The organism is Paenibacillus barcinonensis (assembly GCF_003217495.1).
GTDB lineage: Bacteria > Bacillota > Bacilli > Paenibacillales > Paenibacillaceae > Paenibacillus > Paenibacillus barcinonensis.
This window is the reverse complement of record NZ_QJSW01000013.1, coordinates 125,474-150,123: the sequence shown is the minus strand read 5'-3', so window position 1 is coordinate 150,123 and position 24,650 is coordinate 125,474. Positions and strand designations below refer to the sequence as shown.

Here is a 24,650-nt window from a genome sequence, read left to right as displayed (position 1 = left end):
TTGAATCTCAATTAATGAATGAGGTGTGGTCGTGATGGTACGTAAAACCGTGGAACTCTCCGAAACGCAGAAAGGGATCTATTTCGATTGTCAAGTGAATGATCCTGCTTCGTATAACATCTCAGCTTCAATACAAATAGAAGGGCTTCATCTTGAAGCCTTTCATCGCTCCGTTGCATTGCTCATGTCTGAACAAGTCGTGCTCCGTACACATATTGAGATACAGCAGGACCGACCTGTCCTATCCATCCAGGAAGATATGGATTATGCACTGATCTTGCGTGATCTGCGTGATCAGCATCAGGATGAGAAGCAGCAGCAGTTAAAGGCCGCCATAGAAGCTTTTATTCAAACCCCGTTTGCATTGGAGCAAGGTCCGCTATTTCGAATGATGCTTACACATATGGAGGAGCAGCAGCATGTCCTCACCTTGTGCATACACCATTTAATTTGCGACGGCTTGTCACTTGAACTGCTGAAAAACAAACTTTTCCACTCCTATACATGCATGCTGCAGGACCTGCCCGTGGAGGTCAAAGAGGATCAAGGGTTTATCTCCTACATGCACGCTGAGAATACAAAGCTACAAGAAAACAAGTATAACCGTGAGCGTGATTTCTGGTTATCCCGAATGCAAGGCGCTGAACCGCTGGCTCTGGAACATGATTACCCGGCAGGCAGTTCACAATCCGGGGCAGGGCATGAACTGCGGTTTGACATCCCCGAATCGTTGATGGCGGACATTACCCGAATGTCCAGAGATCATGAAGTCACTGTGTTTATGTTTTTCATGGGGGCATTCAGTGTTCTTATGCACAAATATGTAGGCAGAGAAGATATCACCTTTGCTTCCCCCTACTCGCATCGTCCCGGTTTCGACCTGGAGGAGACGATTGGATGTTTTGTGCATATGCTACCGATGCGGTTCCATATCAATCCTGAATCATCGTTTGCTTCTCTGCTGGAGCAAGTAACAGCGACCTGGATGGATACGTACAAACATATTGGATATCCCAACAACCTGATTGTGAGAGACAGCATGATGCAGGTACAGCCAGGCTCACCATCCGTGTTTGATGTCTCCTTTGTATACGATTCGTATGATGAGGATGTGCCTGGAACCAGACTCGTGGAGCAGGATGTGGTTACATTCCCGGGTGATCTGATGGTTGTACTGAACAGTACCTCTACAGGCACTCAGTTGAAACTGCAATATAAACCGACCTTGTTCCGCGCCGATTCGATGGAGCGCATGGGACAACGTTTCTTGTACCTCATGCAGCAGCTCGTATCCAAGTCGGAGCATAGCCTGAGTGAGTACAGTCTTCTGATGCAGGACGAGCAGGCCCAATTGCTGCAACAGTTCAACCAAACTTCGTATTTCCCTTATACCCCGCAGCACATCATAGATGTTTTTCATGCAAAAGTTGCACAGTACCCTGAGCGAGTAGCTCTACTCGAAGAACAGAAGAGACAAACCTATGCAGAGGTGAATGCAAAGGCTAATCAACTGGCGAGACAGATCCTTGCAAGGAAAAAGACGGAAAATGAGGTGGTCGGCGTGCAAATGCCGCGTTCTTCCGAGATGGTTATTGCCTTGCTTGCTGTGTTGAAAGCGGGATGTGCGTTTGTGCCTCTAGACCCTGCCTATCCAGTATCCAGAAAAGCATATATTTTATCCGATGCGGATATCTCCACTGTCATTGCTCTGCGGCCAGAAGCAGAGGATAAGTCGTTATCAGCTGATTATATCTACACAGACGATGCAGAGGTGTTTACTGGAGACATTACGAATCCTGAAGAGCCGCTAAATCCTCGAAGCCTTGCGTACATTATGTACACATCAGGCTCAACCGGCAAGCCCAAGGGGGTCATGATCGAAAATCATAGCGTTGTGAATACACTGCTGGATCTGGAACGTAGGTTCCCGGTACAAGCGAATGATGTGTATATGCTCAAAACAGCCTACACCTTCGATGTGTCCTGTACGGAATTGTTTGGCTGGTTTATGGGCGAGGGCGCTTTAAGCATTCTGCCGCCTGGAGCGGAGAAGGACCCTTCCCGTATATTATCGGTTATAGCCGAACATCAGGTAACCCACATCAATTTTGTTCCGACCTTGTTCCGTCTTTTTCTCGAAACAATGGAAATCCGGCATGATCATTCGGAACTCCATACACTGAAATGGGTCTTTGTGGGCGGCGAGGCAGTCACACCAGACATCCTGAAAAAATTTGATCGCTTGAATATCCGGGCAAGCCTGGAAAATGTGTATGGCCCTACGGAATGTACGATATGGGTCTCGCATTATCCGCTTGGCTCTTATGAAGGTAAGGGCAATATTCCGATTGGTGTACCGCTTAATGAATCAAGGTGGTATGTCGTAGGGGACAGAGATGAGTTGCAGCCTATGGGTATTCCGGGTGAGTTATGTCTTAGTGGTGTGGGTCTTGCGCGGGGGTATTTGAATCTGGAACAGATGACCCGGGAGAAATTTGTGCTTAATCCTTTTTATGACGAAGAGAAGGACCCTGACTATTTCAAAATGATGTATCGTACAGGAGATATGGTTCGATCCCTGCCAAGCGGAACCATCGAATATTTGGGACGCATTGATTTTCAGGTGAAAATTCAGGGAGCGAGACTGGAGACCGGGGAGATTGAAAACACCCTTTCTTCCTATCCTGGAGTCATTCAGACGGTGGTAGTCATGAAGTCATCGGAAGGCAGATCCGGCTCACTTTACGCATATTATCTATCCGAACAGGAATTACCTGTGACTGAGTTGAGGGAGCATCTGTCGCAAGCTCTGCCTGCTTATATGATTCCATCTGTTTTTGTACATAAAACGGAATTTCCATTGAATAGCAGCGGGAAAGTTGACCGAAATGCCCTGATCGCTGACACCACACACACACATACATCAAGTACGGCTTATGTTCCTCCTGCCACTGAGCTGGAGTGGGAAATTGCGGCCGTATGGGCTGAGGTGCTGGGTGTGGAGAGGGTAGGAAGGGACGACCATTTCTTCGAACTGGGTGGCAATTCATTTTCCGTTATTCAGGCTCATAACCGATTAAAACATCGTACCGAAGTGGATTTTCCTGTGCCGCGCTTTTTCGAGTGTCCTACATTGCGGCAGTTCGCAGCTCTGGGGCAGACCCGGGAAGCCATGCCAGCAACTCATTCGCGTGAGGAACGCTTTCAACGTAAAGCGGGTATCCTGCGTGAGGATATTGCTATTGTAGGTATGGCAGTGAATGTGCCGGGGGCGGCGGATATTCGTGAATTCTGGCATAATCTGGCGACAGGTCAGGAGAGTATTCATTTTTACAGTGATGAGGAACTGAGAGCACTCGGTGTTGACGAAGCGTTGCTGCGTTCGCCCCGGTATGTGAAGGCCAAGGGACGAGTCGATGGCATTGAACAGTTCGATGCTGGCTTTTTTGACTATACACCCGGTGAAGCGAGCATGATGTCTCCCCAGTTCAGACTGATGTATCAGGGAATCTGGGAAGCGCTCGAGGACGCGGGATGCAAGCCCGATGAAGCGGGCAAAGTGGGTGTGTTCCTTGGTGGGTCGGATGATTTTGAGTGGTATCGTCAAGTGTTGTTTAATGATGCAGGATACAGCAGCAAATACGAGGCGTTCACGCTGAGCACCAATCATTTTCTGGCTACACGAATGGCCTATAAGCTGAATCTCAAGGGACCTGCTTATACAGCACTCACAGGATGTTCAACCTCTCTGGTCACTCCACATCTGGCTTGTCAATCCTTGATGGTTGGTGAATGCGATGTCGCTGTAGCGGGGGGCATTACAGTCGAGCTGCCTAACGAAGGCGGATACGTATACGAGGACGGCATGATGTTTGCGTCGGATGGTCACTGTCGACCATTTGATGCGGCAGCGAGCGGTACGGTCTTCTCTAACGGAATGGGTATTGTAGTGCTGAAACGGTTAACGGATGCTTTACGAGATACAGACCATATTTACGGCGTGATCAAAGGCTCGGCCATCAACAATGATGGTCATGACAAACTCAGCTTCCTTGCTCCAAGCGTAAGCGGACAGGCCGAGGTTATTCAGGATGCGTATCAGGCCGCCGGTGTTGATCCTGAAACGGTCAGTTACATTGAGGCACACGGTACAGGAACTTTGCTCGGTGATCCGATTGAAGTCGAATCTCTGACACGTGCCTTTGCCTCGGATAAGAAGCAGTTCTGTTATCTTGGCTCGGTGAAGGGCAATGTGGGACACATGGACACCGCGGCGGGGGTAGTTGGTCTGATTAAGGTGGCGCTTAGTCTTGATCACAATTATATCCCGGGCACCGCGAACTATGAACAGCCCAATCCCAAGATTGATTTTGCGGGCACGCCCTTCAAAGTCAACCCGCAAGGAGTAGCTTGGCATCAAGGTGAAGCTGGGGTTCGGCGTGCGGGTATCAATTCATTTGGTGTGGGAGGTACCAATGCCCACATGGTATTGGAGGAGGCTCCGACGATGGACAAGTGTAGTCCGGATGATGATGTCAACGTATTGCTTTTTTCTGCCAAAACAGAATCTTCACTGAATCGCACTGCTGAACGAGTTATGGCGCACCTGTTAGAGCATCCGCATACATCGCTTTCGAACGCAGCGTGGACATTGCAGACAGGTCGCACTCATTTTTCGTATCGCAAGGCACTGATTCTGGATAAAGGCTGGAGAGAGAATTCAGAGCAATGCATGCAGCAGCTGGAAAAGGCTAAAATCGTTCATTCACCGCAAGTTCGGCGTCCTGTATATTTCATGTTCCCTGGGCAGGGCAGTCAGTATCAAGGGATGGGAGCTGGACTGTACCAATCTGCAGAGCAAGCGGGCATAGCCCCTCTGTTCCGAAGATATGTCCAGGAGATTCTGGATTTGCTTCCGGTTGACGAGCGTGAAGATATAAAGTCGGTTGTGTATGGTGATCAGCAGCCTGAACGGATGAATCAGACAGAGTACAGTCAATTCGCGTTATTTATGACCAGTTATGCTATGGCAAAATCTTTGCAGGAACTCGGTATTCAGCCGGATGGCATGATTGGACACAGCATTGGTGAACTGACAGCGGCCGTGATAGCAGGTGTATTCAACCTGCGAGATGCAGTACAGATCGTAAGACTGCGCGGACGGTTGATGCAGCAGCAACAGCCAGGGGTCATGCTTGCTATTATGGAGGATTCACAGCTGGTGAAGTCCCAACTGGACGAAGATCTGTGGCTAGCCTTGGTCAATACGTCAGGTTCCAGTGTCATTGGCGGCACGGCAGAGGCTATTGACCGAATGGAAGCAAAGGCTACGGGGCTGGGCTGGAAATGTATTCGTGTAAAAACCTCTCATGCTTTCCATACTCCGATGATGCAGGATGCTGCGATCGAGTTCGAACGCCGCTTGGCCGCTTATTCGCTCCAAAGTCCGCAAATTCCATTGCTTTCGAATTCGAGCGGAACATGGGCACGTTCAAGCGAAATTACAAGTCCGAATTACTGGGCAAAGCATATTTTACAACCTGTGCTATTTGAAGCGAACCTGGCCGAACTGCTGCAAGACGAGCAGGCCATTTTCATCGAGGTGGGTGCAGGCCGTACCTTGAGCTCTTTTGTCAGACAGCATGTCCAATCAAAGGGCACACATTTCGTTATTAATATGCTTCGTCACGTCAGAGAAAACGAAGAGGACAGCCTGTATACCAGCCGCCGAATTGCGGAGTTATGGTGTGAGGGCATCGAGCCGGACTGGAGAGCTCTCAAAGGACAAACCGTACGCCGCAAATGCTCTCTGCCTACGTATCAATTCGACAAGCAGCATTATCCGATTGAGCAATCCCTGATTGGTGGTGCAGTGGTCGAAACGAGTCGTGCCGGACAGCCTGCACAGCAAGTCAGTTCGCAATACGGTAGCCCTTCCCGTTCTGTTGAGCAAGGTCATACAGGCAACCTGGAAGCTATGAAGCAGGTGGTGCTTGAGGCGTATATAGCGATTTTTGGCATACGCGATCTGGATGAGCACGATAACTTCTTTGCCGTTGGCGGAGACTCACTCAAAGCAGTCAGCCTGTCTGCGTCGATCCGGTCCGCTATCGGTATGCAGCCAGAGGTAGCCGATGTGTTCAACCATGCAACACCGGCTCAACTGGCAGAGCATCTCTATGGCATGCTGGAGCCACAAGCCGAGCAGCCTATGATCGAGCCTGTAGCAGTTATGGATGCGTACCCTATCTCTTCTGCACAGATGCGTATGTTTACCCAGTCCATGCTTGAGCCGAATAGCACAGCCTATAATTTGCCGTCAGCCACGCTCATTGAGGGAGATCTGGATGTGGCAAAGGTGCAAGCTGCACTGGAGAAGCTGGTGCATTGTCATGAGGCACTTAGAACCACATTTGAGATACGCGGAGATGAAGTTGTTCAGATTGTTCATACATCAGTTCCTATACATCTTGACTATGTTGAGCAGCACCTGTCTGATGAGCAGGCGATGTCCTCATTTATCCAGACGTTGATTTGTCCTTTTGCACTCCATCAAGCGCCGCTTATGCGTGTGAAGCTCATTAAAACAGGGGAGCGCAAGCATCTGTTGTTCTTTGATATCCATCACATTATAGCGGACGGCACGTCAGTTGAGCTGATAACCCGTGACTTCAATGCATTGTATTTTGGCGAGGAACGTACCGTGCGGCTACATTACAAAGATTATGCAGTATGGCAGCAGAAACGTCTGTCCTCGGACGTTTATCAGCCGCATCAGTCCTACTGGCAAGAACGCTTTGACGAAGCACCGCCGGTGCTTCAGCTTCCGCTTGATTATGATCGTGCAATGCAGCGATCCATGCAGGGTGAACGTGTGCATTTTACGCTAAGTCACTCACTAACAGAACGTTTGCATAAGCTGGCCTCCTCAAATGAAGTATCCATGTATATGCTGATGCTGAGTGTATGGAATCTGTTGCTCGCAAGTCGAACAGGTCAGCACGATATCGTCGTGGGTACACCGGTCGCTGGAAGGCTGCAAGAGGAATGGCAAGAAACGGTGGGCATGTTTGTCAATATGATTCCTATGCGAAATTCCCCTGCACCTGACCGGGCATACACTGCATTTTTGCGTGAGCTTAAACAGCATACACTTGATGCGTTTGCTTATCAGGAGTATCCCTTCAACGAGCTTGTTGCACAGCTTGGATTCAAACGGGAACTGAACCGCAATGCGATCTTTGACGTGTGCTTTGATTATCAGAATATGGAGCTGCATGATCTTGAACTTCATGGTCTACAGTTCAGTTCAGTTCCGGTGGAGACGGGAACCTCAACCTATGACCTGTTATTGACATGTCAGGAGAACAGGGAGCAGCGTGTAATCGAAGGGTACATCGAATATGCCCTGGATCTGTTCAAGGGCGAATCTATAGAAGGCATGATTCAGGAGTTTATCGGAATATGTGAACAGATTGTGCAACAACCGGATGTACCTTTGGGCAGAATTTACGACAAAGCGTCAGTCTCCCTGGAAACGGCTCTTCATCGGCTGACAGGTCCACTTCTGGCGTATGATCAGACGCTGAGTCTGCACCAGTTGTTTGAACAGCAGGCAGAACGCACACCGGACAAGATCGCTCTCGTTGTATCCTCTGGTAAGGTATTGACCTATAAAGAGCTGAACGAGCGAGCTAACGGGTTAGCTTGGAAACTGATGGAGCGCGGAGTACGCAGGGATGAATCGGTTGGTATATTATGCCATCGAAATGAATCACTAATCGTGATGTTGATCGCAGTGCTCAAAGCAGGTGCGGCTTATCTGCCTCTTGATCCGTCGTTTCCGCCACAGCGCATACTGAATATGATGGAAGATAGTCGTATGAAGCTACTCCTGTGCACTTCTGATGAAGCGGATATCATGTCATATGAAGGAGATCGCTTGGTCTATCAGCCTGAGCTTGCTGATGAACGTTCAGCAGTCAACCCGAATGTGGGTGTTCTTTCTTCAGACTTGTCTTGTGTAATCTTTACATCCGGCTCGACCGGCCGCCCTAAAGGCGCCATGATTACGCATGAAGCGATGGTTAATTTTGTAGAGGACATTAGATACCGAAAAATTTTCACCCATGAAACAGACCGCATCATCAGTGTAACGACGATCTCATTTGATATTTTCGGTTTTGAAGTGTGGGCCCCGTTATGCACAGGCTACTCGCTTTATCTGGCAGATGAGCAGGAGCAACTTGATCCCGTTCTTGCCGCACAGCGGATACGGGAACAGGGGGTTACCCATATTCTCAGCACAGTATCACGTATCAAGGCATTTGTTGAGAATACGGAGTTTGCGAAGATACTTCCGCAGCTTCGATGTGTGCTCACCGGGGGAGAAAGTGTACCCGCAGTGCTTTTGAAGGATCTGAAAAAGAATTCCTCTGCCCGGGTCTTTAATATGTACGGGCCTACGGAAACAACGATCTGGTCGACGACCAAAGAATTAACGGAACCAGATCTGATTACGATTGGCAAGCCGATTGCCAACACGGAGCTATATGTTATAGATGATCAAGGTGAGATGTTACCTCCGGGAAATTATGGCGAGCTCTGCATTGCAGGCCGGGGGTTATCCCGAGGTTACCTGAACAATAGGGCCGAGACGAACGCCAGGTTCATTGAACATGCTCATGCTTTGGGAGGGCGCATGTACCGGACAGGTGATCTGGCACGCATTTTGCCAAACGGAGAAGTTGAGCTGGCAGGGCGTTTGGATCAGCAGGTGAAGATCAGAGGATATCGGATTGAACTCCACGAGATTGAACAGATGGCTATGAGTCATGCACGAGTGCGGGAAGCCGTTGTGAAGGCAGAAGGGGAGCAACCTGAGCAGCTGCAATTAATTCTGTACTACAGCATGAAGCAGGATGTGAGTGCATCGGTTATGGACGAGGAGGAGGTACAGCTTCGGGCGTGGCTGAGGCAAAGACTGCCTCATTATATGCTGCCTTCCCGGCTAATCCGTCTTGAGAAGCTGCCGGTTCTGCCTAATGGCAAGCTGAATCGGAATGCCCTTCAAAGTTCTGATTTTGTTGAAGCAGTCCATATATCTGATTCGTCTGTCAGATCGGGCAGCAGCTCTCCAATAAGCAGAAAGCAGACCCGTGAAGGGCTTCAGCAGATGCTTATGGACGCATGGAAGGATACTTTGAAGCGGGAACATGTTGGCGTTCAAGACCACTTTTTTGATATCGGTGGCAACTCGCTGGGGCTGATTCTAATCAATAACCGTTTAAATGCTTATCTGGGAGAACATATCCCGCTTGTGAAGCTGTTTGAACATTCCTCTATTGCATCATTGGTGGATCATCTCATGTCTGAACAAAGGATGAATTCCATTGGACTGGACAAGGCCGAAGAGGATTTGATACTGACGCAGAGCAGAACGGAAGAGAAGCCACTAAATATTCAGGCAGACCCGGACGCAATAAACAGGAATAGTGCTGCTTCTTCTACGGATATTGCGGTGATCGGGATGGCCGGGCACTTCCCGGGATCGAGAAATATTGAAGAATTTTGGCAGCAGCTGATGGCAGGAGAGCAAGGTATTGTTCGCTTGACGGAAGAGGAACTAAGGGCAGCAGGGGTGCGACCGGAAGATTATAACCATCCTGAATATGTTCGTGCCAAGGGTGTGCTGCAGGATACAGAGTTTTTTGATTCCGAGTTTTTTGAATATCCGTATCAGGAGTCCGGTATGATGGACCCGCAAATTCGAATGCTGCATCAATGCTCCTGGGAGGCGCTTGAACATGCAGGCTGCGACCCGTACCGCTACTCCGGCTCCATCGGTTTATTTGCCGGAAGTGGATCAAGCTTGCCTTGGATGGTTCAATTTCTCGGGCGTTCAGGCGACCTGCTGCAAGCCTTTGAGGCGATGACGCTAAATGAGAAGGATTATATCACCACTCGCATATCCCATAAACTTAATCTGAGGGGGCCAAGTATGGCCGTACAGACCGCCTGCTCAACCTCCCTGGTGGCAATTCATCAGGCTGCGGAGTCTCTGATCCGTGGGGAGTGCGACGTGGCGCTTGCCGGAGGCGTGTCCATCTCCTATCCACTACGGGAAGGGTATCACTGGCACGAGGGCATGATCTATTCGAAAGACGGGCATTGCAGGCCATTTGATGAACAGGCGTCAGGTACCGTTTCCGGGAACGGGTGTGGCATGGTGGTTCTGAAACCGCTTCGTGAAGCGCAACGCGATGGAGATCCAATTTATGCAGTGATCAAGGGCTCGGCCATCAATAATGATGGTTTGCACAAAATCGGGTATACCGCGCCAAGTGTTACCGGGCAAGTGAAAGTGATCCAGACAGCGCTTGAACGCTCCGGCATATCTCCTGATGAGATCAATTATGTGGAGGCGCATGGGACAGGCACGAAGCTGGGTGATCCGATGGAGATTGAAGCGCTTAGACAGTCCTGGGGGACGGAAAAGCAGCATTATTGCGCACTTGGCTCCGTCAAAGCGAATATCGGTCATCTTGACGCTGCGGCTGGCGTTGCCGGGTTTATCAAAACGGTTCTAATGCTGCATCATCGTACCGTTCCGCCACAGATTCATATGGACAGACCCAACCCGATGCTGGAACTGGAGCGCAGTCCCTTCTATATCAACCGGGAAGCGCGGCATTTCGCAAATGAGGAACAGGTGCTGCGTGCAGCCGTTAGCTCATTTGGCATTGGCGGTACGAATGCTCATATCATTCTGGAGCAGCCGCCTGCTCAGGAGAGTCAAGCCGTGTATCAGCCGCTGTTACTGCTGCCTTTCTCAGCCAAAAGCAAATCTGCCTTGGAACGTACGTATCATTCCGTTGCACAGGCACTGGAGAATAGGCCAGAGCAATTGTCTGATGCGGCCTGGACGCTGCAGGAGGGCAGAAGCAGGTTCAAATATCGCAAAACGCTTGTCGCTCTAGACGGGGTTATCCCTTCCAGCGATCAGGTGCAAGAGGTTGAGGCACAGGGAAGCGTGGAGCAAGCCAGACCTGAGGTTGTGTTTTATATCGGTGGGGCTGCTCTCTGGGAGCCGAGTATGATTCGGGAGATGTATGCTTCCAGGTATCGCAGTCCAGTATCTGAACGATTTAACCAGCACTTTGATCTTATGCTGAAACAGTTTGAGGTGAAGGAGCAATATGCACTTCGGCAGAGTATTGGTCGGCCGATCCGTGATGAACGCCTGAAGCGTATGTATTGCTTTGTAGTGCAGCATGCTTTGTTCGCCACGCTCCTTCAGACAGGTGTGAAGCCGGACGCGGTATGTGGACAAGGCATCGGTGAACTGGTCGGACTGGTCCTCAGTGGTGCCCTTGAGCCGGCTCATGCCGTGCGCCTGTTGTATAACGTGAATGAATGGTCATCCAGAGACGGAGCTTTGAGTGATGCATTACATGCGCGAGCAGGTAGCGCGATAGAGCATGGTATAGATGAGTCTGCTGATAAGCTGGCCTCTCATGTTACGGGGCTAATCAGAGAAACGTCTACGTTCCCATTACTATCCCGAGGTGGTCTCTCAGCGTTCCCGGAGGGCACACTCTGGATCACAGCTTATCTGGAGCAGGGGCTGAAGCCGGAAGAGCTGCTGATGTCTGGCTTGAAGGAAACACATGTTGTTTCGCTTACTGGAGATCGGTCCAGTTCACTCGAAGCGGATGTTTATTTTATGAAAACACTGGGATATTGCTGGTGCCTGGGCATTGAACTGGACTGGGAGCAGGTGAACGGACAAGGATCTGGGCAAAAAGTGTCTCTTCCGACTTACTCGTTTGATCCGATTGTGCATAAGCATGATGTTCCGCTATATCTGCTTACAGGTATGCAGCAGACAGCAGATGCCGAGATTTCATCCATATCCTCACCAGTTCAGACGGGAAATAACAAGATTGGGGTCAGCTTGAGTAGCGATGAAATACATGAAGCGACAGCACAGCTTTGGCAGGAACTGCTTGGATGTGAAGCTGTGGCCACGGAGGACGATTTCTTCCAAATTGGAGGACACTCCTTAAAGGCGATCTCTCTGGCATCCCGAATCAAGGACAGGTTTGGCGTGTCCATGGGACTGGAAGATGTTTTTGAACATTCGGTGCTGGCCCGCATGGTGGAATGGATTCAGGAGCAGCAAAGCATGAGCGTAGAACAGCTGGGTCAACACATTTTACCAGCAGCCCCCAAAGAGAGATACCAGACAACCTCTGCGCAGAGACGAATGTTTGTTGTACATGAATGGTTGAACGGTGAAAGCACTGCGTATAATCTCGCAAGCTCGTACAGGGTGCGGGGAGAGCTTGATACTGCTCGATTCATAGCGGTGATGGATGCTCTTGTACAGCGACATGAAGCGTTCCGAACCCGATTCGAGATGGTGGATGGTGAACTGTATCAGATCATCGAGGATCAGGTCGCAAGTGTTGTGGAACTGCTGGAGTTGGAAAAAGCAGAGCCTGAACAGCTGGTCGAGTGGCTAGAGCCTTTTGATCTGACTCGTGCACCACTTGTTCGCGTAAAGCTTGCCCGCCTTGCAGAAGAGGAGCATATTCTGTTCATTGACATGCATCATATTATCTCTGATCAGAGTTCAATTGCGATTCTTATCGAGGAATTTGCTCGCTTGTACAGCGGGGAATCCCTTGAACCGTTAACGATTCAGTACAAGGACTATGCCGAATGGCTTGATCCTTCGAGATCGGAGCGGCATGCTGCTGAAGATGAAGCATTCTGGCTGCAGGAGTTTGAGGACATGCCTGCACCTGTCGAATTGCTTACGGATTCCCCGAGACGTGGCGTGTTATCCCATCAGGGAGAGCGGATCAGCGCTGAGTTTGGCCAAGTGTTAAGTGCTCAGATTAACGAATTTTGTACACGACAGGGACTCACTCCTTACATGCTGTTCATGGCGGCTTTGAACGTTCTGATCTGGAAATATACCGGACAAGATGATGTGGTCATTGGTACAGCAGTAGCGGGAAGAGAGCAACCAGAGCTTGATAGCGTCATGGGCATGTTTGTAAATATGCTCGCCATTCGCACAACCTTGGACAAGGATCAGCCGGTTGAGCTGTACATGAACGAGGTTCGCAGCAAGCTGTTAACCTGCTATAAGCATCAGCAATATCCGTATGAAGCGCTGGTAGAGAAGCTTGGGTTGTTCGGTGACTTGAGCCGTAATCCGCTGTTCGATATCGTGCTGAACTACATCAACATGGGTACGGATGAGCCTGAAGCTGGAGCCCTGCATCTTGACCCCTGGATGGATGGGAAGGTAGATGCCAAGTTTGATCAGACGTGGACGGTGGTTGAGCAGCAGCAGCAGTATACGGTTGAAGTGGAATATCGGTCTGAATTGTTCAATCCTTCTTCCATCGACTTCATGATCAATAAATTCCGATATGTTCTAACTCAGATGATTACAGGAGCTGCTGAGCGGATTCGTCAGATCAAACTTACTGTACCTGAAGAGCGTGAATGGCTTTTATTCGGAGTCAACGAGAACCAGATGCAATATCCGCGGGAGGCAACCATTCCCGAGCTCTTCGAGGAGCAGGTTCGTTTACATGGTCAGAAGACAGCGCTCGTATGGGGAGATGAGGAATGGAGTTATGCCGATGTACATGCGAATGTTCACAGGCTCGCATCCAGCATACTTGAAAGTAAGGTGGAATCAGGCTCAAGTATCGCTTTGATCCTGGACCGTGGACCGATCCAGATGATCAGCATCCTTGCTACACTAACAGCAGGCTGTCACTATGTGCCGATTGATCCAGCCTTACCGCCAGCTCGAACAGAATTTATTTTAAAAGATTGCAATGCAGCCATGCTGCTGACTGAAGCCGCCTATATCTCGACATGGAAGTCTGTTGTTCCCAATGTGCTGGTGCCTGCCGAAGAACTGACCGCTTTCATTGCAGGAGAGTCTGAGGAGCCGCTCGTGCAGATCAGCACGAAGGCGGTTGACCCGGCCTATATCATCTACACGTCAGGATCAACCGGCATGCCGAAAGGCACGATGATGAGTCATCGCAATGTTATCAAGGTCATGAAGAAAAGTAATTTTGTGACCGTGGTGCCTGAGGATCGGGTGTTACAGGTTTCCAATTATGCGTTTGACGGGTCGATATTCGATATTTTTGCTTCATTAATCAATGGGGCTACTCTGGTGCTCATTCCGAAAGAAGTCATCCTGGATATGGCCCGTCTTGCAGGAGTGATTCGTCAGCAGCAAATTTCGGTGTTTTTCATCACGACCTCGTTGTTTAACATGCTGGTGGATTGGGATGTTGATTGTCTGAAAGACGTTCGCCGAGTGATGTTTGGCGGGGAAGCAGCATCCGTAAGCCACGCGAACAAAGCCCTTGCATGTGTAGGGCCAGGCAGGCTGTTAAATGGATATGGTCCAACGGAAGCGACTTTCTTTGCCACCTATCACTTGCTTGAGCAGACGGAGCCATATATCGACTCGTTGCCTATAGGTTATCCGTTGTCGAATACAGCTTTGTATGTTCTCGATGAAGATCTGAATCCTGTTCCCGTCAATGTGCCTGGTGAGTTATACATTAGCGGGGATGCGGTAGGTATCGGTTATCTGAATCGTGAAGAGCTTACCCGCAAACATTTTGTAGCAGATCCTTTCCGTGAGGGAGAACGGATGTATCGCACAGGAGATATTGTCAAACGTCGAATGGACGGAAGCTTGATGTTTATTGAACGTTCTGATTTTCAAGTGAAAATCAGAGGTTTCCGAATCGAGCTGTCAGAGATATGCAATTGTCTTGAACTGCTGCCGGGAATAAAGGACGCCTTTGTGATGACAGCAACCGATGCATCGGGCAGTTTAACCGTTTCGGCGTTTTATACAACGGAATCCAATGTGGAATTCGCGGTTAACGATGTTCGGACAGAGCTGCACAAACGGTTGCCCGAATACATGGTTCCTGCACAGATCGTGCGAATGGATCATCTGCCAATCAACGCTAACGGTAAGGTGGATCGGAAGATTTTATCCGAAATGATGGAAGCACAGTCCATGCATGTTACAGCACATTATGCTGATTCTGCACACACGGCTAGAGAGCGAATTATCCTGAATGCCATGAGACAGGTTCTGAATAATCCTAGCTTTGGCGTAACAGATCACTTCTTTCAAAATGGGGGACATTCGCTTAAAGCGATCGCTTTAACTCAAATTTTGTCAAAAGAAGGAATTGCCATCAGTGTGATCGAATTATTCCAATATCATACAGCGAGAGCGTTGGCAGATTCGTTAACAGGAACGGATTCAACCTCAATTTCAGCTGAAGAAAGCCTGCACATTCAGTCTCCGATTACAATACCTCAAGATATTACACTCCATGAGAAACAACTGGGTAGCCTGGTTTTACATGTCTCGAACAATTGTAATCAGGTTTCAAGTTTTATGACGGGCACAACGACTATAAGCCGTTTCCCGCTCTCTCCAATTCAACAGGCACATGCATGTACAACTTCACGAGCGAGTGGTTTTATCACGACATTGGAGGCACCTTTAAATGAATATGCTGTGAAAACGCTGATTCTCGGGGTTATTGCCCGCCATCAGCTGCTGCACAGTGTTCTATATAAGGAAGACACGTTGTACTGGCATCAGTGCGATCTGTCTCTTGCAGCAGATATGTTGCTGCAACTGATTCCCTATCTTGATGTTTGTCACTATGCTCCTGCTGCACTGGAGCAACTGGAGCACAAGCTGGTCCAGGCAATATTACACAAGCCTTATGCACTAGAGGGGTTACCATGGCGACTATGCATTCTGCGTACGTCAGCCACAGAGCACAGGCTAATCTGGGGCTTTGATCATCTTGCTTTTGATGGCATGAGTGCCGAGATCATCAAGCAGCAGCTTGAGTCAGACATTACCCGTAACCAGCAAGCTGCGGGAAATCATCTGGAGCATTCATTTGAAGTTCGAAATTATGAAGAATATGTACGTGAGTTGTCTGGAGGACCTGTTGGCATGAACGAAGCTGAGCTGGATGAGCAGTTTGCCATTGAGGCATGGAGCCACCACAACAGCAATGTTATGCATCAATTGAAGAGCAGGTCAGGAAATGCCTCGCCTTCGGCGTTGACTGTTGAGATACCACGTACCGATTCCACAGGCGAGCAACTGGAGGAGGCCTCTTGGACTCATATTAGAACGTTTGCGAGCATCCTTGCTTCGTACCTGAACATAGATCAGCTGCCGGTTGCTCTGGTGCATTATGGCAGAGAGTATGGAACGAAATCCTATTATGATCACGTCGGAGAATTTCTCGATCTCATTCCAATACTTGTACATGATGAGTTCACCCAAGAGGACCTGACGCAGCATCTTGACTGGACCAGGGAGCATCATCTTAATTTCATGGCACTTACACATGATTCAGTCATTGCATCCCGATATGCCGGAATCCACGAAAAACTTCATGAGGCATACAGACAAACCACGGAGGAGCCGCGACAACTGATCCTGTTCAACTTCCAGGGTTTCATCTCCAGCGAGGAGACCGTACCAGAGATCGAGTCCACAGCCAAAGAGAACTCTGCGGATGCACTTGCGTACATGGAATGGGTCATGCATTACGATGAAAACGGTGTTTATGTACACTTGGCCTGTCATACAGGGCTGGATATTGAACGGATAAAACAACAGATCGAGGAACAGATCGGCAGAGGTGTGAAAGTGAAAGTTCATAATGAGGCAATGGAGGTGCAGCATGTCCAGTAAATCCATACAACGAGGGCCGGAGTTGATTGTGCCGGAGCATTATGCCACAGTTGCTGAACTTCTCATGTATATTGCTGATACACATCCGGAGAAGGGCATCACGTATATCAGTTCATCAGGTGAAGAACAGTTTGAATCATATCCTGAGCTGTTGAAGCAAGGGCGCTTGTACTTGCAGGGCCTGCTCGAGAACGGAGTTGCCAAAGGTCAGGTCGTCATTTTGGAGATTGATCATTCACAACAGTTTTATCGTACATTTTGGGCTTGCATGCTGGGCGGCATAATTGTCGCCCCCGTTAGTCCTCCTGCCTCCTGGGAACCTCGTTCGGCAGGACTGGAGAAATTCACGAAAATATGGGAAGTGCTCGGGCGGCCCGTGGTGATCGTAGAAGAAGCCTTCTTGCCTAAATACACAAGTCTTGCGGAAAGCTCAATATTTCAGGGGCTGAGATGTATTAGTGTCAGCGAGCTTCAAATGAGTCAGACACTTGCTGAAATAGATCTGACGTCTCCCGAGGATGTTGTATTCCTGCAGTTTTCATCAGGCAGTACGGGCGTTCCCAAAGGGGTACAGCTAACCAACTATAACATTATTGCGAACAGTATCGCATGTAAGACATTCCTTGGCGCAGAAGAAGGGGATAATGTATTCACCTGGTTGCCCCATACCCACGATATGGGAATGTTCGGGCAGCACTTGACCACTGTCCTGTGCGGTGCCAATTTGATGGTGATGTCGCCATATACATTTGTCAGATCGCCGTATTTGTTCCTGCGCAAAATTACGGAACATCAGGGAAAGTGGTTCTGCTGCACAAACTTTGGCTTTGAATGGATGGTGCAGAAGATCCCGGATTCGAAACTCGCATCCCTTGATTTATCATCACTACGTATGACCTTAAACGGTGCCGAGCCAATCTCGACCAAGGTGATCGAGCGATTCACCCAAAAATTCAGCTCCTGCGGTTATCGCGCTGATATGATGTTTCCCGCTTACGGCATGGCCGAGGCAACGGTAGGTGTATGCACCTCTCGACTGGGAGTAGAGCCGCGTATAGAGCGGCTGTCTCGTAAGGAGTTTGTGCAGCATGGTACAGCTGTTCCAGTTAAGAATGCTGCTTATGATCCTTTGGATACGATTGAATTTGTACATGAAGGTTACCCAATGACAGGCATCCAGATTCGGATTGCCAATGAACAGGGCGAGGTTGTCGATGAACGAATCGTAGGTGAGATCCAGATTCGCGGGGAATCGGTAACCTCTGGCTATTACAATCTGCCTGAGATCAATCGGGAGCTGTTCGTGGACGGATGGCTCAGAACAGGAGATCTCGGATTTATGGCAGAGGGCTCTCTGGTTGTGAGCGGTCGAATGAAGGATATCGTTTTTATCCGTGGACAGAATCATTATGCACATGATTTGGAAGAGATTTTATATGCTGGCGACAGTATTCCAAGAGGTAATCTGACGGTAGTGGGACATTTTAACAGCGTGACACAAACCGAAGAACTGCTTGTATTTGTGAAATATAAATCGAGCACGCCGCAGTTTCTGGAAATCAGGCAGGACCTGATGGATCGGATGAGATCCGGTCTGGGCATCGAGATCACGCATGTTCTTCCCATTAAGGTTATCCCTAAAACAACAAGTGGCAAAGTTCAGCGCTTTATGTTGAGAAATGAGTATGAGAGCGGAACGTTTCGTAAGGATATTGAAGCGATTGAAGCGATGATCGAGCAAAACCAATCGCAAGTTACTCCCGAGATCATTCACGCTGTATCCTTGGAGCAAACGGTGCTGAACGCTTGGGCCGAAGTCTTGCAATTGCCAATTCAGAACATCAAGATGAACGTGCCGTTTCTTGCCCTGGGAGGAAACTCAATTCTCGCCTATCAATTACTCGATAAATTATCCGCACATATGGGGCGTGAATTGGGACAGGAGGTGCTCGTTTTTGGCAGAACGGTACAGGAGATGGTGGAATATCTTCAGGAGCTTCCTGAAGATAACAAGCTGCTGGAGAAGACACTTCATTCAGATAACCAGTTAAATGTACATCGAGCTATTGCAATAACGGGCCTGTCCTTGCGTCTGCCTGATGCAGATACGCAAGAGGAATTCTGGAGTAATCTCGTTAAAGGTCTGGATAGCGTGGATCGGGTCAGCCTGGAACGGGCCGCACGCTCCAAACGTCCGGATTGGGATGACTGGATCGGCGAATTAAAACATCCGGACACCTTTGACCACGAGTTTTTTGAGATTCCATCAGAGCAAGCTGCATTCATGGACCCGCAGCACCGTAAATTGCTTGAGGTTGCTTATGAGGCACTTGAGGATGCAGGAATGATCCTGGATCAGGAGCATAAGCGGGATGTTGGCGTGTATGTGGGCATGAACCCTAGCTCGTACTTTGATCTGGTTGTAGATTACATGAATCGCAGTGAAGGGTCCGAGGTGCACTCTCATGCGATGGTTGGCAACATGTCTAACATAGCCGCGGCGTCCATTTCCCATTTATACAATTTCACTGGTCCGGCACTTGCGATTGATACGGCCTGTTCTTCATTTCTGGTGGCATTAACGCATGCAATTGCGGCTATTCAGGATAAACGCATCTCCGGTGCAGTGGTAGGCGGAGCAAGCATTCTGGCAACACCTTATGTGCACCAGCTGTCGCGTAATGCGGGCATCTGTTCTTCTACCCAGCATACGAAGGTGTTTGATCAGGAGGCTGATGGGTCGGTCATCGGTGAGGGTGCAGTTGTTGTATACCTGGAGCCGCTAACAGAGGCAGTTCGCGCCAATAAACATATCTATGGCGTGATTCGGGGAGCCGCCGTCAATAACGACGGATATTCCTTGGGAATCATGGCGCCGAATCCACAAGGCCAATATGAAGTGCTGCGTGCGGCATACAGCGATGCCAATCTGAATCCGCAGGAGATTTCTTATATTGAAGCACACGGCTCGGGAACAAGAATTGGAGATCCCATCGAGGTGAATGCGTTACTCCGATTGTTTCAGGAGAAGGGATACGGTAATGATACCTCCATTGGTCTTGGCTCAGTCAAAACCAATATCGGACATTTATTTGCTGCTTCCAGTGGAGCCAGTCTGGCTAAAGTTCTGCTTAGTATGCAGCACAAGGAGCTTGTTCCGAGTCTACATATGGATCATCCAAATCCAGCTCTTCGTCTGGAGCAGTCTCCGTTCTATATTGTTAACCGGCATAGAGCGTGGGAGGTGTCCGAAGGTAAAACGCGTAAAGCGGGGATCAGTTCATTCGGCCTTGGCGGTACCAATGCTCATATTGTGTTGGAGGAATGGAATGCACCGGCGGTTCGGGATGAAGGCTCAACTCGCGAGCATCTGCTAACGTTCTCTGCCAAGACAGAACAGGCATTGGAGAAGCTCATTCATAACACCCAGCAATACATGCAAGAGCATAAGGACCTGCGCCCGGCGGATCTTTGTTTCACAAGGAATCGGTACAGAAAACATTATCGTTATCGGGCGGCTTTAACAGTAAGCAGCACCGGGGAATGGAACTTAAACGGCATGCAATCGGGCTTTAAGGCAAAGAGTCGTGCTGCACGTATCAATGTCGTTGTCGGACACCAAATCGAGCTGGCGGAGCGAGGGCATGGGATGAGTTTGCTGGAAACTCTCGTATCTCTGGTACCTTCCATTCAGGAGATTCGAGGTGTAGATGGCGGAGAAGCGTGGCTGGCACAGCTCCAACAGGAGCAAACTGTTGACTCTACTGCGACTGCAAACAAGCACGCTGCGTTGATGCGTAAAGTGACTTCGGGAAGTGTTCAAGAACCATCCAGCCCGATGCCAGGTGCAGACATCGTTATTATGCTGGCTACTGCTGAGGGCTTGATACCTGCCGGAAGCACAGGCAAGGAAAAGATGATTTATCTGTCTGCGGATACACCGCTTGATATGGAGCGACAACTGGCATTGCTGCTGGCACAGCTCTATGTGCACGGAGCTTCTCTGGATTGGGAACAGCTACACCCGGATGGATCTGGACAGATGATTCATTTGCCAGCGCATCCTTTCGAGCCGCATACACACTGGGTAGATGTGAATCAGGAGACGGAGGTCTTGATATGACAAGAGACGAGATTGAATGGTTTATCAAAGGCGAAATTGCTGCAGCATTAAACCAGGCGCCGGAGGACATTGATGAAGAAACGAATTTTTTGAAAATAGGTGTATCTTCGGTTCAGGCACTTAAGATCATTAATCGAACACGCAAACATTTGCGGGTGGACATTAGCCCGGTTGCGTTGTTTGAATACAAAACGATTGCTGAGTTCGCAACCTATCTCCATGAATCGCTTCTTCAAGGGGAGGCCGTAGAATGATTGAGCTGGATCTGATGCAGGAGCAAGAGATTGTTCATGAAGCCGAGTTGTTTGCTGCTCGCGAGATTCGTCCTTATGCCCGGCAGATTCAGGAGCAGCAATCTATTCCCCGTTCACTGATTAAGGCGATGGCTGAAAAAGGCTACTTGGCTGCTTCTATTCCACGGGAATATGGCGGCATGGGTCTTGGTGCCAAGGCGTATGGCATGTTAACCGAGGTTTTCGGAAAGGCGCTTCCTGCTGTTCGAAGTTTGCTGACAGTCCATACTTCACTGGTGAGTGAAACGTTGGTACGGTTTGGCTCGCCTGAACAGAAGTCTGCCTGGCTGCCTAAGTTAGTCAGCGGAGAATGGATTGGGGCCTTTGGTCTGACAGAGCCGGAAGTGGGGTCAGATGCCAAGAACGTGAAGACAACATGGCGAGAAGAAGCGGATGGTTATGTACTGAACGGAAAGAAAAAGTGGATCACATTTGGGCATGTGGCCGATGCCTTCATCATCGTTGCCTCTCATGAAGGAAGGAGTACAGCCTTCTGGGTTGAGCGCCAGTTCGAGGGTGTTCAGACTCAGGCTATCGAAGGCGTTATGGTTGGCGGCGAGACAGGACTGGCCGAAATTGATCTTCATGAGGTGCGTGTACCGAAGAGCCATCTGATTGGGCGTGTTCACGAAGGCTTCGAATATATCGTAAGCAGCGCCCTTGATCAGGGCAGATATAGCATTGCCTGGGCAGGATTGGCGATAGCGCAGGAGGCCCTTGATTCCATGGTGACCTATTCGCGGAAACGGAAGCAGTTTGATCAGAAGTTGAGCCATTTCCAGCTCATTCGTGGCATGATCGGTGATGCAGTAACCAAAGTCCATGCTGCCAGAGCATTATGTTTGCGCGCTGCAGAGCTCAGGGAAGCCAAGGACCCGCAGGCCATAATGGAAACAACCATCGCCAAATATTTCACATCGAAAATAGCCGTTGAAGTTGCAAGTGATGCGCTTCAGGTTCATGGTGCGAATGGAATTAGCAGTGAGTATCCTGTGTCCAGATTGTACAAGGAAGCCAAAATTCTGGAGATTATTGAAGGCTCTTCTCAGATGCAGCAGGAGATGATCTCACACTATGGGCTGAAGGCTTATTACAAGCGTGGTGGTGGCATATGACGATCTGTGCCTTGTTTCCGGGCCAGGGAAGCCAGTATATCGGTATGTGCAGCAATCTGTTGAATACCGAACCGGAAGCGCAACGGATTTTTGCTGAAGCGAGTGAGGTGCTGGGGTTTGATCTGAGAGCATTGGTGCTGGCAGGATCTCTCGAGCAATTGACACAATCGGAATATGCGCAGCCCGCTGTGCTTGCAGCCAGTTATACGCTGTTTGAATCCTTCACCCGTCGGTCGGGTCTGATCCCGGATTATGCAGTCGGTCATAGTCTGGGCGAGATTGCTGCTTTGGTTGCCGCAGGAGCATTGAGCTTTGCCGATGGTGTTCGTTTTACAGCTTCCCGCGGGGCATTAATGCACCGGGCAATACAAGAACAGAAGGGGAGAGCGGGCATTGTGGTTGATATGCAGCAGGACGATCTCGAACAGATCGTGGCGAGTATTCGTGATAGCCATTATGTGTCCATCTCTGGATATAACTCACCAAACCAATTTGTCGTGGCGGGTGAGGCGCAGGGTCTGCGTGTGCTGGATGAAAAAGTGGATGAAGCCGGAGGGGAATTTATTCCCTTTCGCATGATGCCTATGAAAGCAGATGCGCCCTACCATAGCGCATTGATGCAATTTATCCAGCCGGAGATGGAAGCGATCGTATCCCGCCTCTCCTTCTCTGCTCCTGAATTTGCAATATGTTCTACAGTGCATGGAGAGTTCATCAAGCAAGCAGAAGAGATTCCAAAGCTATTGACAGCTCAGCTGCTGCAGCCGATTCGCTGGACTCAGGCCTTGACTCAAGCTAAACAGAGAGGCGTTGCAGTCTGGATGGATGTCGGACCAGGCCAGAGTGTCAAGAATATGCTTGGCGAGTACGATGCCTCGATGCATGTGTACTCCCTGGATGATGAGCAGGATCAATCAAGGCTGCTGGAACGCTGTACGGCAGAGATTGAACTATTTGGGGGAGGCGAAGCCCGATGATTATAGAGATGACGGAGTATAACCAGCGGGTTAAGAAGCGGCTTCCCGGAGGCGTTCATTATAATTTTCACCTTCCGTGGGAAGAGACGCCACTGCACTTCACCCGTGCTGCAGGAAGCAGAGTGACAGATATGAACGGACGTGAATATCTGGACTTGTATGCCCGCTTTGGTGCGCTGATTGTAGGTCATGGAAACGAGGAATATAACGATTGCCTGAAGGAGACGATTGATCGTGTTCTCTCGGTTAGCCACTGTGATCTGGATGCAGAAGCGCTTGAATTAATCCATCAATATGTGCCTTCTGCAGAGATGATCCGGTTTGGGCTGTCGGGTACGGAGATTGTACAAAATGCACTTCGTCTTGCTCGCGCATGGACTGGCAAAAATCGCTTTGTTCGTTTTGAAGGTCATTACCATGGCAACTCGGACAACATTATGGGAGGAAAGACACCTCGCACAGGGCTGCCTGTACCTTCGGACTATCCGGGTGATATGAAAGGCACGAAGGGAAGAGCCAGAGATGTGATGGAATCTCAATCCTATCTGCTGCCGTGGAATGATGCTGAGCGTCTGGAAGAGCTTTTTGTTGAGCAGGGTGATGACATTGCAGCTGTAATCATGGAACCGGTCTGTGTGAACGGGGGAGGTATTATGCCAGCCTCGGAATATCTGAAGCGGGTCAGAGAGTTGTGTGATCATCATCAGGTTGTGCTCATCTTTGATGAGATTATTACTGGATTTCGTATGGGACTCGGCGGGGCTCAGCAGATGTTCGGTGTTACACCCGACTTGACCACGCTCGGGAAAGCCATTGCTGGCGGTGGCGTTCCAGTCTCTGCATTGGTTGGGCGAGCCGATATCATGAAGCTCCTCGTAGACAAAAAGGTCATTCATGCGGGAACGTTTAACGGTTATCCGTTAGGCACAGCCGCGGTGAAGGCAACGCTGGAAATGCTGGGCCGCAATGAAGGAAAAGCCATGAATCGCATGAATCTTCATGCCGAGATGATTCATGACATCTTCAAGCAAGAGGCGGCAAAGGCAGGATTGCCACTTATTGTGCAGGGTCCGCCGGGGTGTGCTTCGTATCACTGCTGTCCAGAGCCGCTGCTGGATACGGCGGAGTACACCTTTGAATTGATGTCCTTTGACATTTTATTAAATAACAAGCTTGCCGAGCATGGTATTCTCGTATCTACGCTTTCTCGCATGTACCCCAATATTATGCTGGACATGGAGGATGTGGCCTGGTTCAGCGAGCGTGTACCTGCGGCGATTGCCGAGATGAAAGAGATATACGATGAACTTGTCTAATGCGAGATCAACAGGGGAGAGATTA

6 protein-coding genes are annotated in these 24,650 nt (G+C 49.5%); all 6 read left to right on the top strand.

What is annotated here, in order from left to right; all coding sequences use genetic code 11:
• Nucleotides 1–34 precede the first annotated feature (34 nt).
• The 6 genes from DFQ00_RS19040 to DFQ00_RS19015 are packed head-to-tail and all read left to right on the top strand — an operon-like array spanning nt 35 to nt 24,625.
• Nucleotides 35–16,801 carry a non-ribosomal peptide synthetase/type I polyketide synthase gene (locus DFQ00_RS19040; protein ID WP_110898065.1) on the top strand — a complete coding sequence of 5,589 codons (16,767 nt, stop codon included), beginning with the start codon at nt 35–37 and terminating at the stop codon, nt 16,799–16,801.
• The gene (locus DFQ00_RS19035; RefSeq protein ID WP_167433774.1) at nt 16,791–20,924 is read left to right on the top strand and encodes a beta-ketoacyl synthase N-terminal-like domain-containing protein; all 4,134 of its coding nucleotides are present in this window, start codon (nt 16,791–16,793) and stop codon (nt 20,922–20,924) included. Before DFQ00_RS19040 ends, DFQ00_RS19035 begins: the two co-directional genes overlap by 11 nt.
• A complete protein-coding gene (locus tag DFQ00_RS19030; protein WP_110898063.1) occupies nt 20,921–21,178 on the top strand; it encodes an acyl carrier protein in 258 nt (85 codons plus the stop codon). Before DFQ00_RS19035 ends, DFQ00_RS19030 begins: the two co-directional genes overlap by 4 nt.
• The gene (locus DFQ00_RS19025; protein ID WP_110898062.1) at nt 21,175–22,332 is read left to right on the top strand and encodes an acyl-CoA dehydrogenase family protein; all 1,158 of its coding nucleotides are present in this window, start codon (nt 21,175–21,177) and stop codon (nt 22,330–22,332) included. The genes DFQ00_RS19030 and DFQ00_RS19025 overlap by 4 nt, the downstream gene beginning before the upstream one ends.
• Complete coding sequence (locus DFQ00_RS19020; RefSeq protein WP_110898061.1) at nt 22,329–23,309, top strand: ACP S-malonyltransferase; 981 nt, start codon at nt 22,329–22,331, stop codon at nt 23,307–23,309. Before DFQ00_RS19025 ends, DFQ00_RS19020 begins: the two co-directional genes overlap by 4 nt.
• Nucleotides 23,306–24,625, top strand: a complete 1,320-nt coding sequence (locus DFQ00_RS19015; protein ID WP_110898060.1) for an aspartate aminotransferase family protein — start codon at nt 23,306–23,308, stop codon at nt 24,623–24,625. The genes DFQ00_RS19020 and DFQ00_RS19015 overlap by 4 nt, the downstream gene beginning before the upstream one ends.
• The last annotated feature ends 25 nt before the right edge of the window (nt 24,626–24,650 follow it).

Excerpts from the sequence above, each read along its gene's own strand:
- DFQ00_RS19040 (WP_110898065.1), top strand. The coding sequence starts at position 35 with ATGGTACGTAAAACCGTGGAACTCTCCGAAACGCAGAAAGGGATCTAT.
- DFQ00_RS19035 (WP_167433774.1), top strand. The coding sequence starts at position 16,791 with ATGTCCAGTAAATCCATACAACGAGGGCCGGAGTTGATTGTGCCGGAG.
- DFQ00_RS19030 (WP_110898063.1), top strand. The coding sequence starts at position 20,921 with ATGACAAGAGACGAGATTGAATGGTTTATCAAAGGCGAAATTGCTGCA.
- DFQ00_RS19025 (WP_110898062.1), top strand. The coding sequence starts at position 21,175 with ATGATTGAGCTGGATCTGATGCAGGAGCAAGAGATTGTTCATGAAGCC.
- DFQ00_RS19020 (WP_110898061.1), top strand. The coding sequence starts at position 22,329 with ATGACGATCTGTGCCTTGTTTCCGGGCCAGGGAAGCCAGTATATCGGT.
- DFQ00_RS19015 (WP_110898060.1), top strand. The coding sequence starts at position 23,306 with ATGATTATAGAGATGACGGAGTATAACCAGCGGGTTAAGAAGCGGCTT.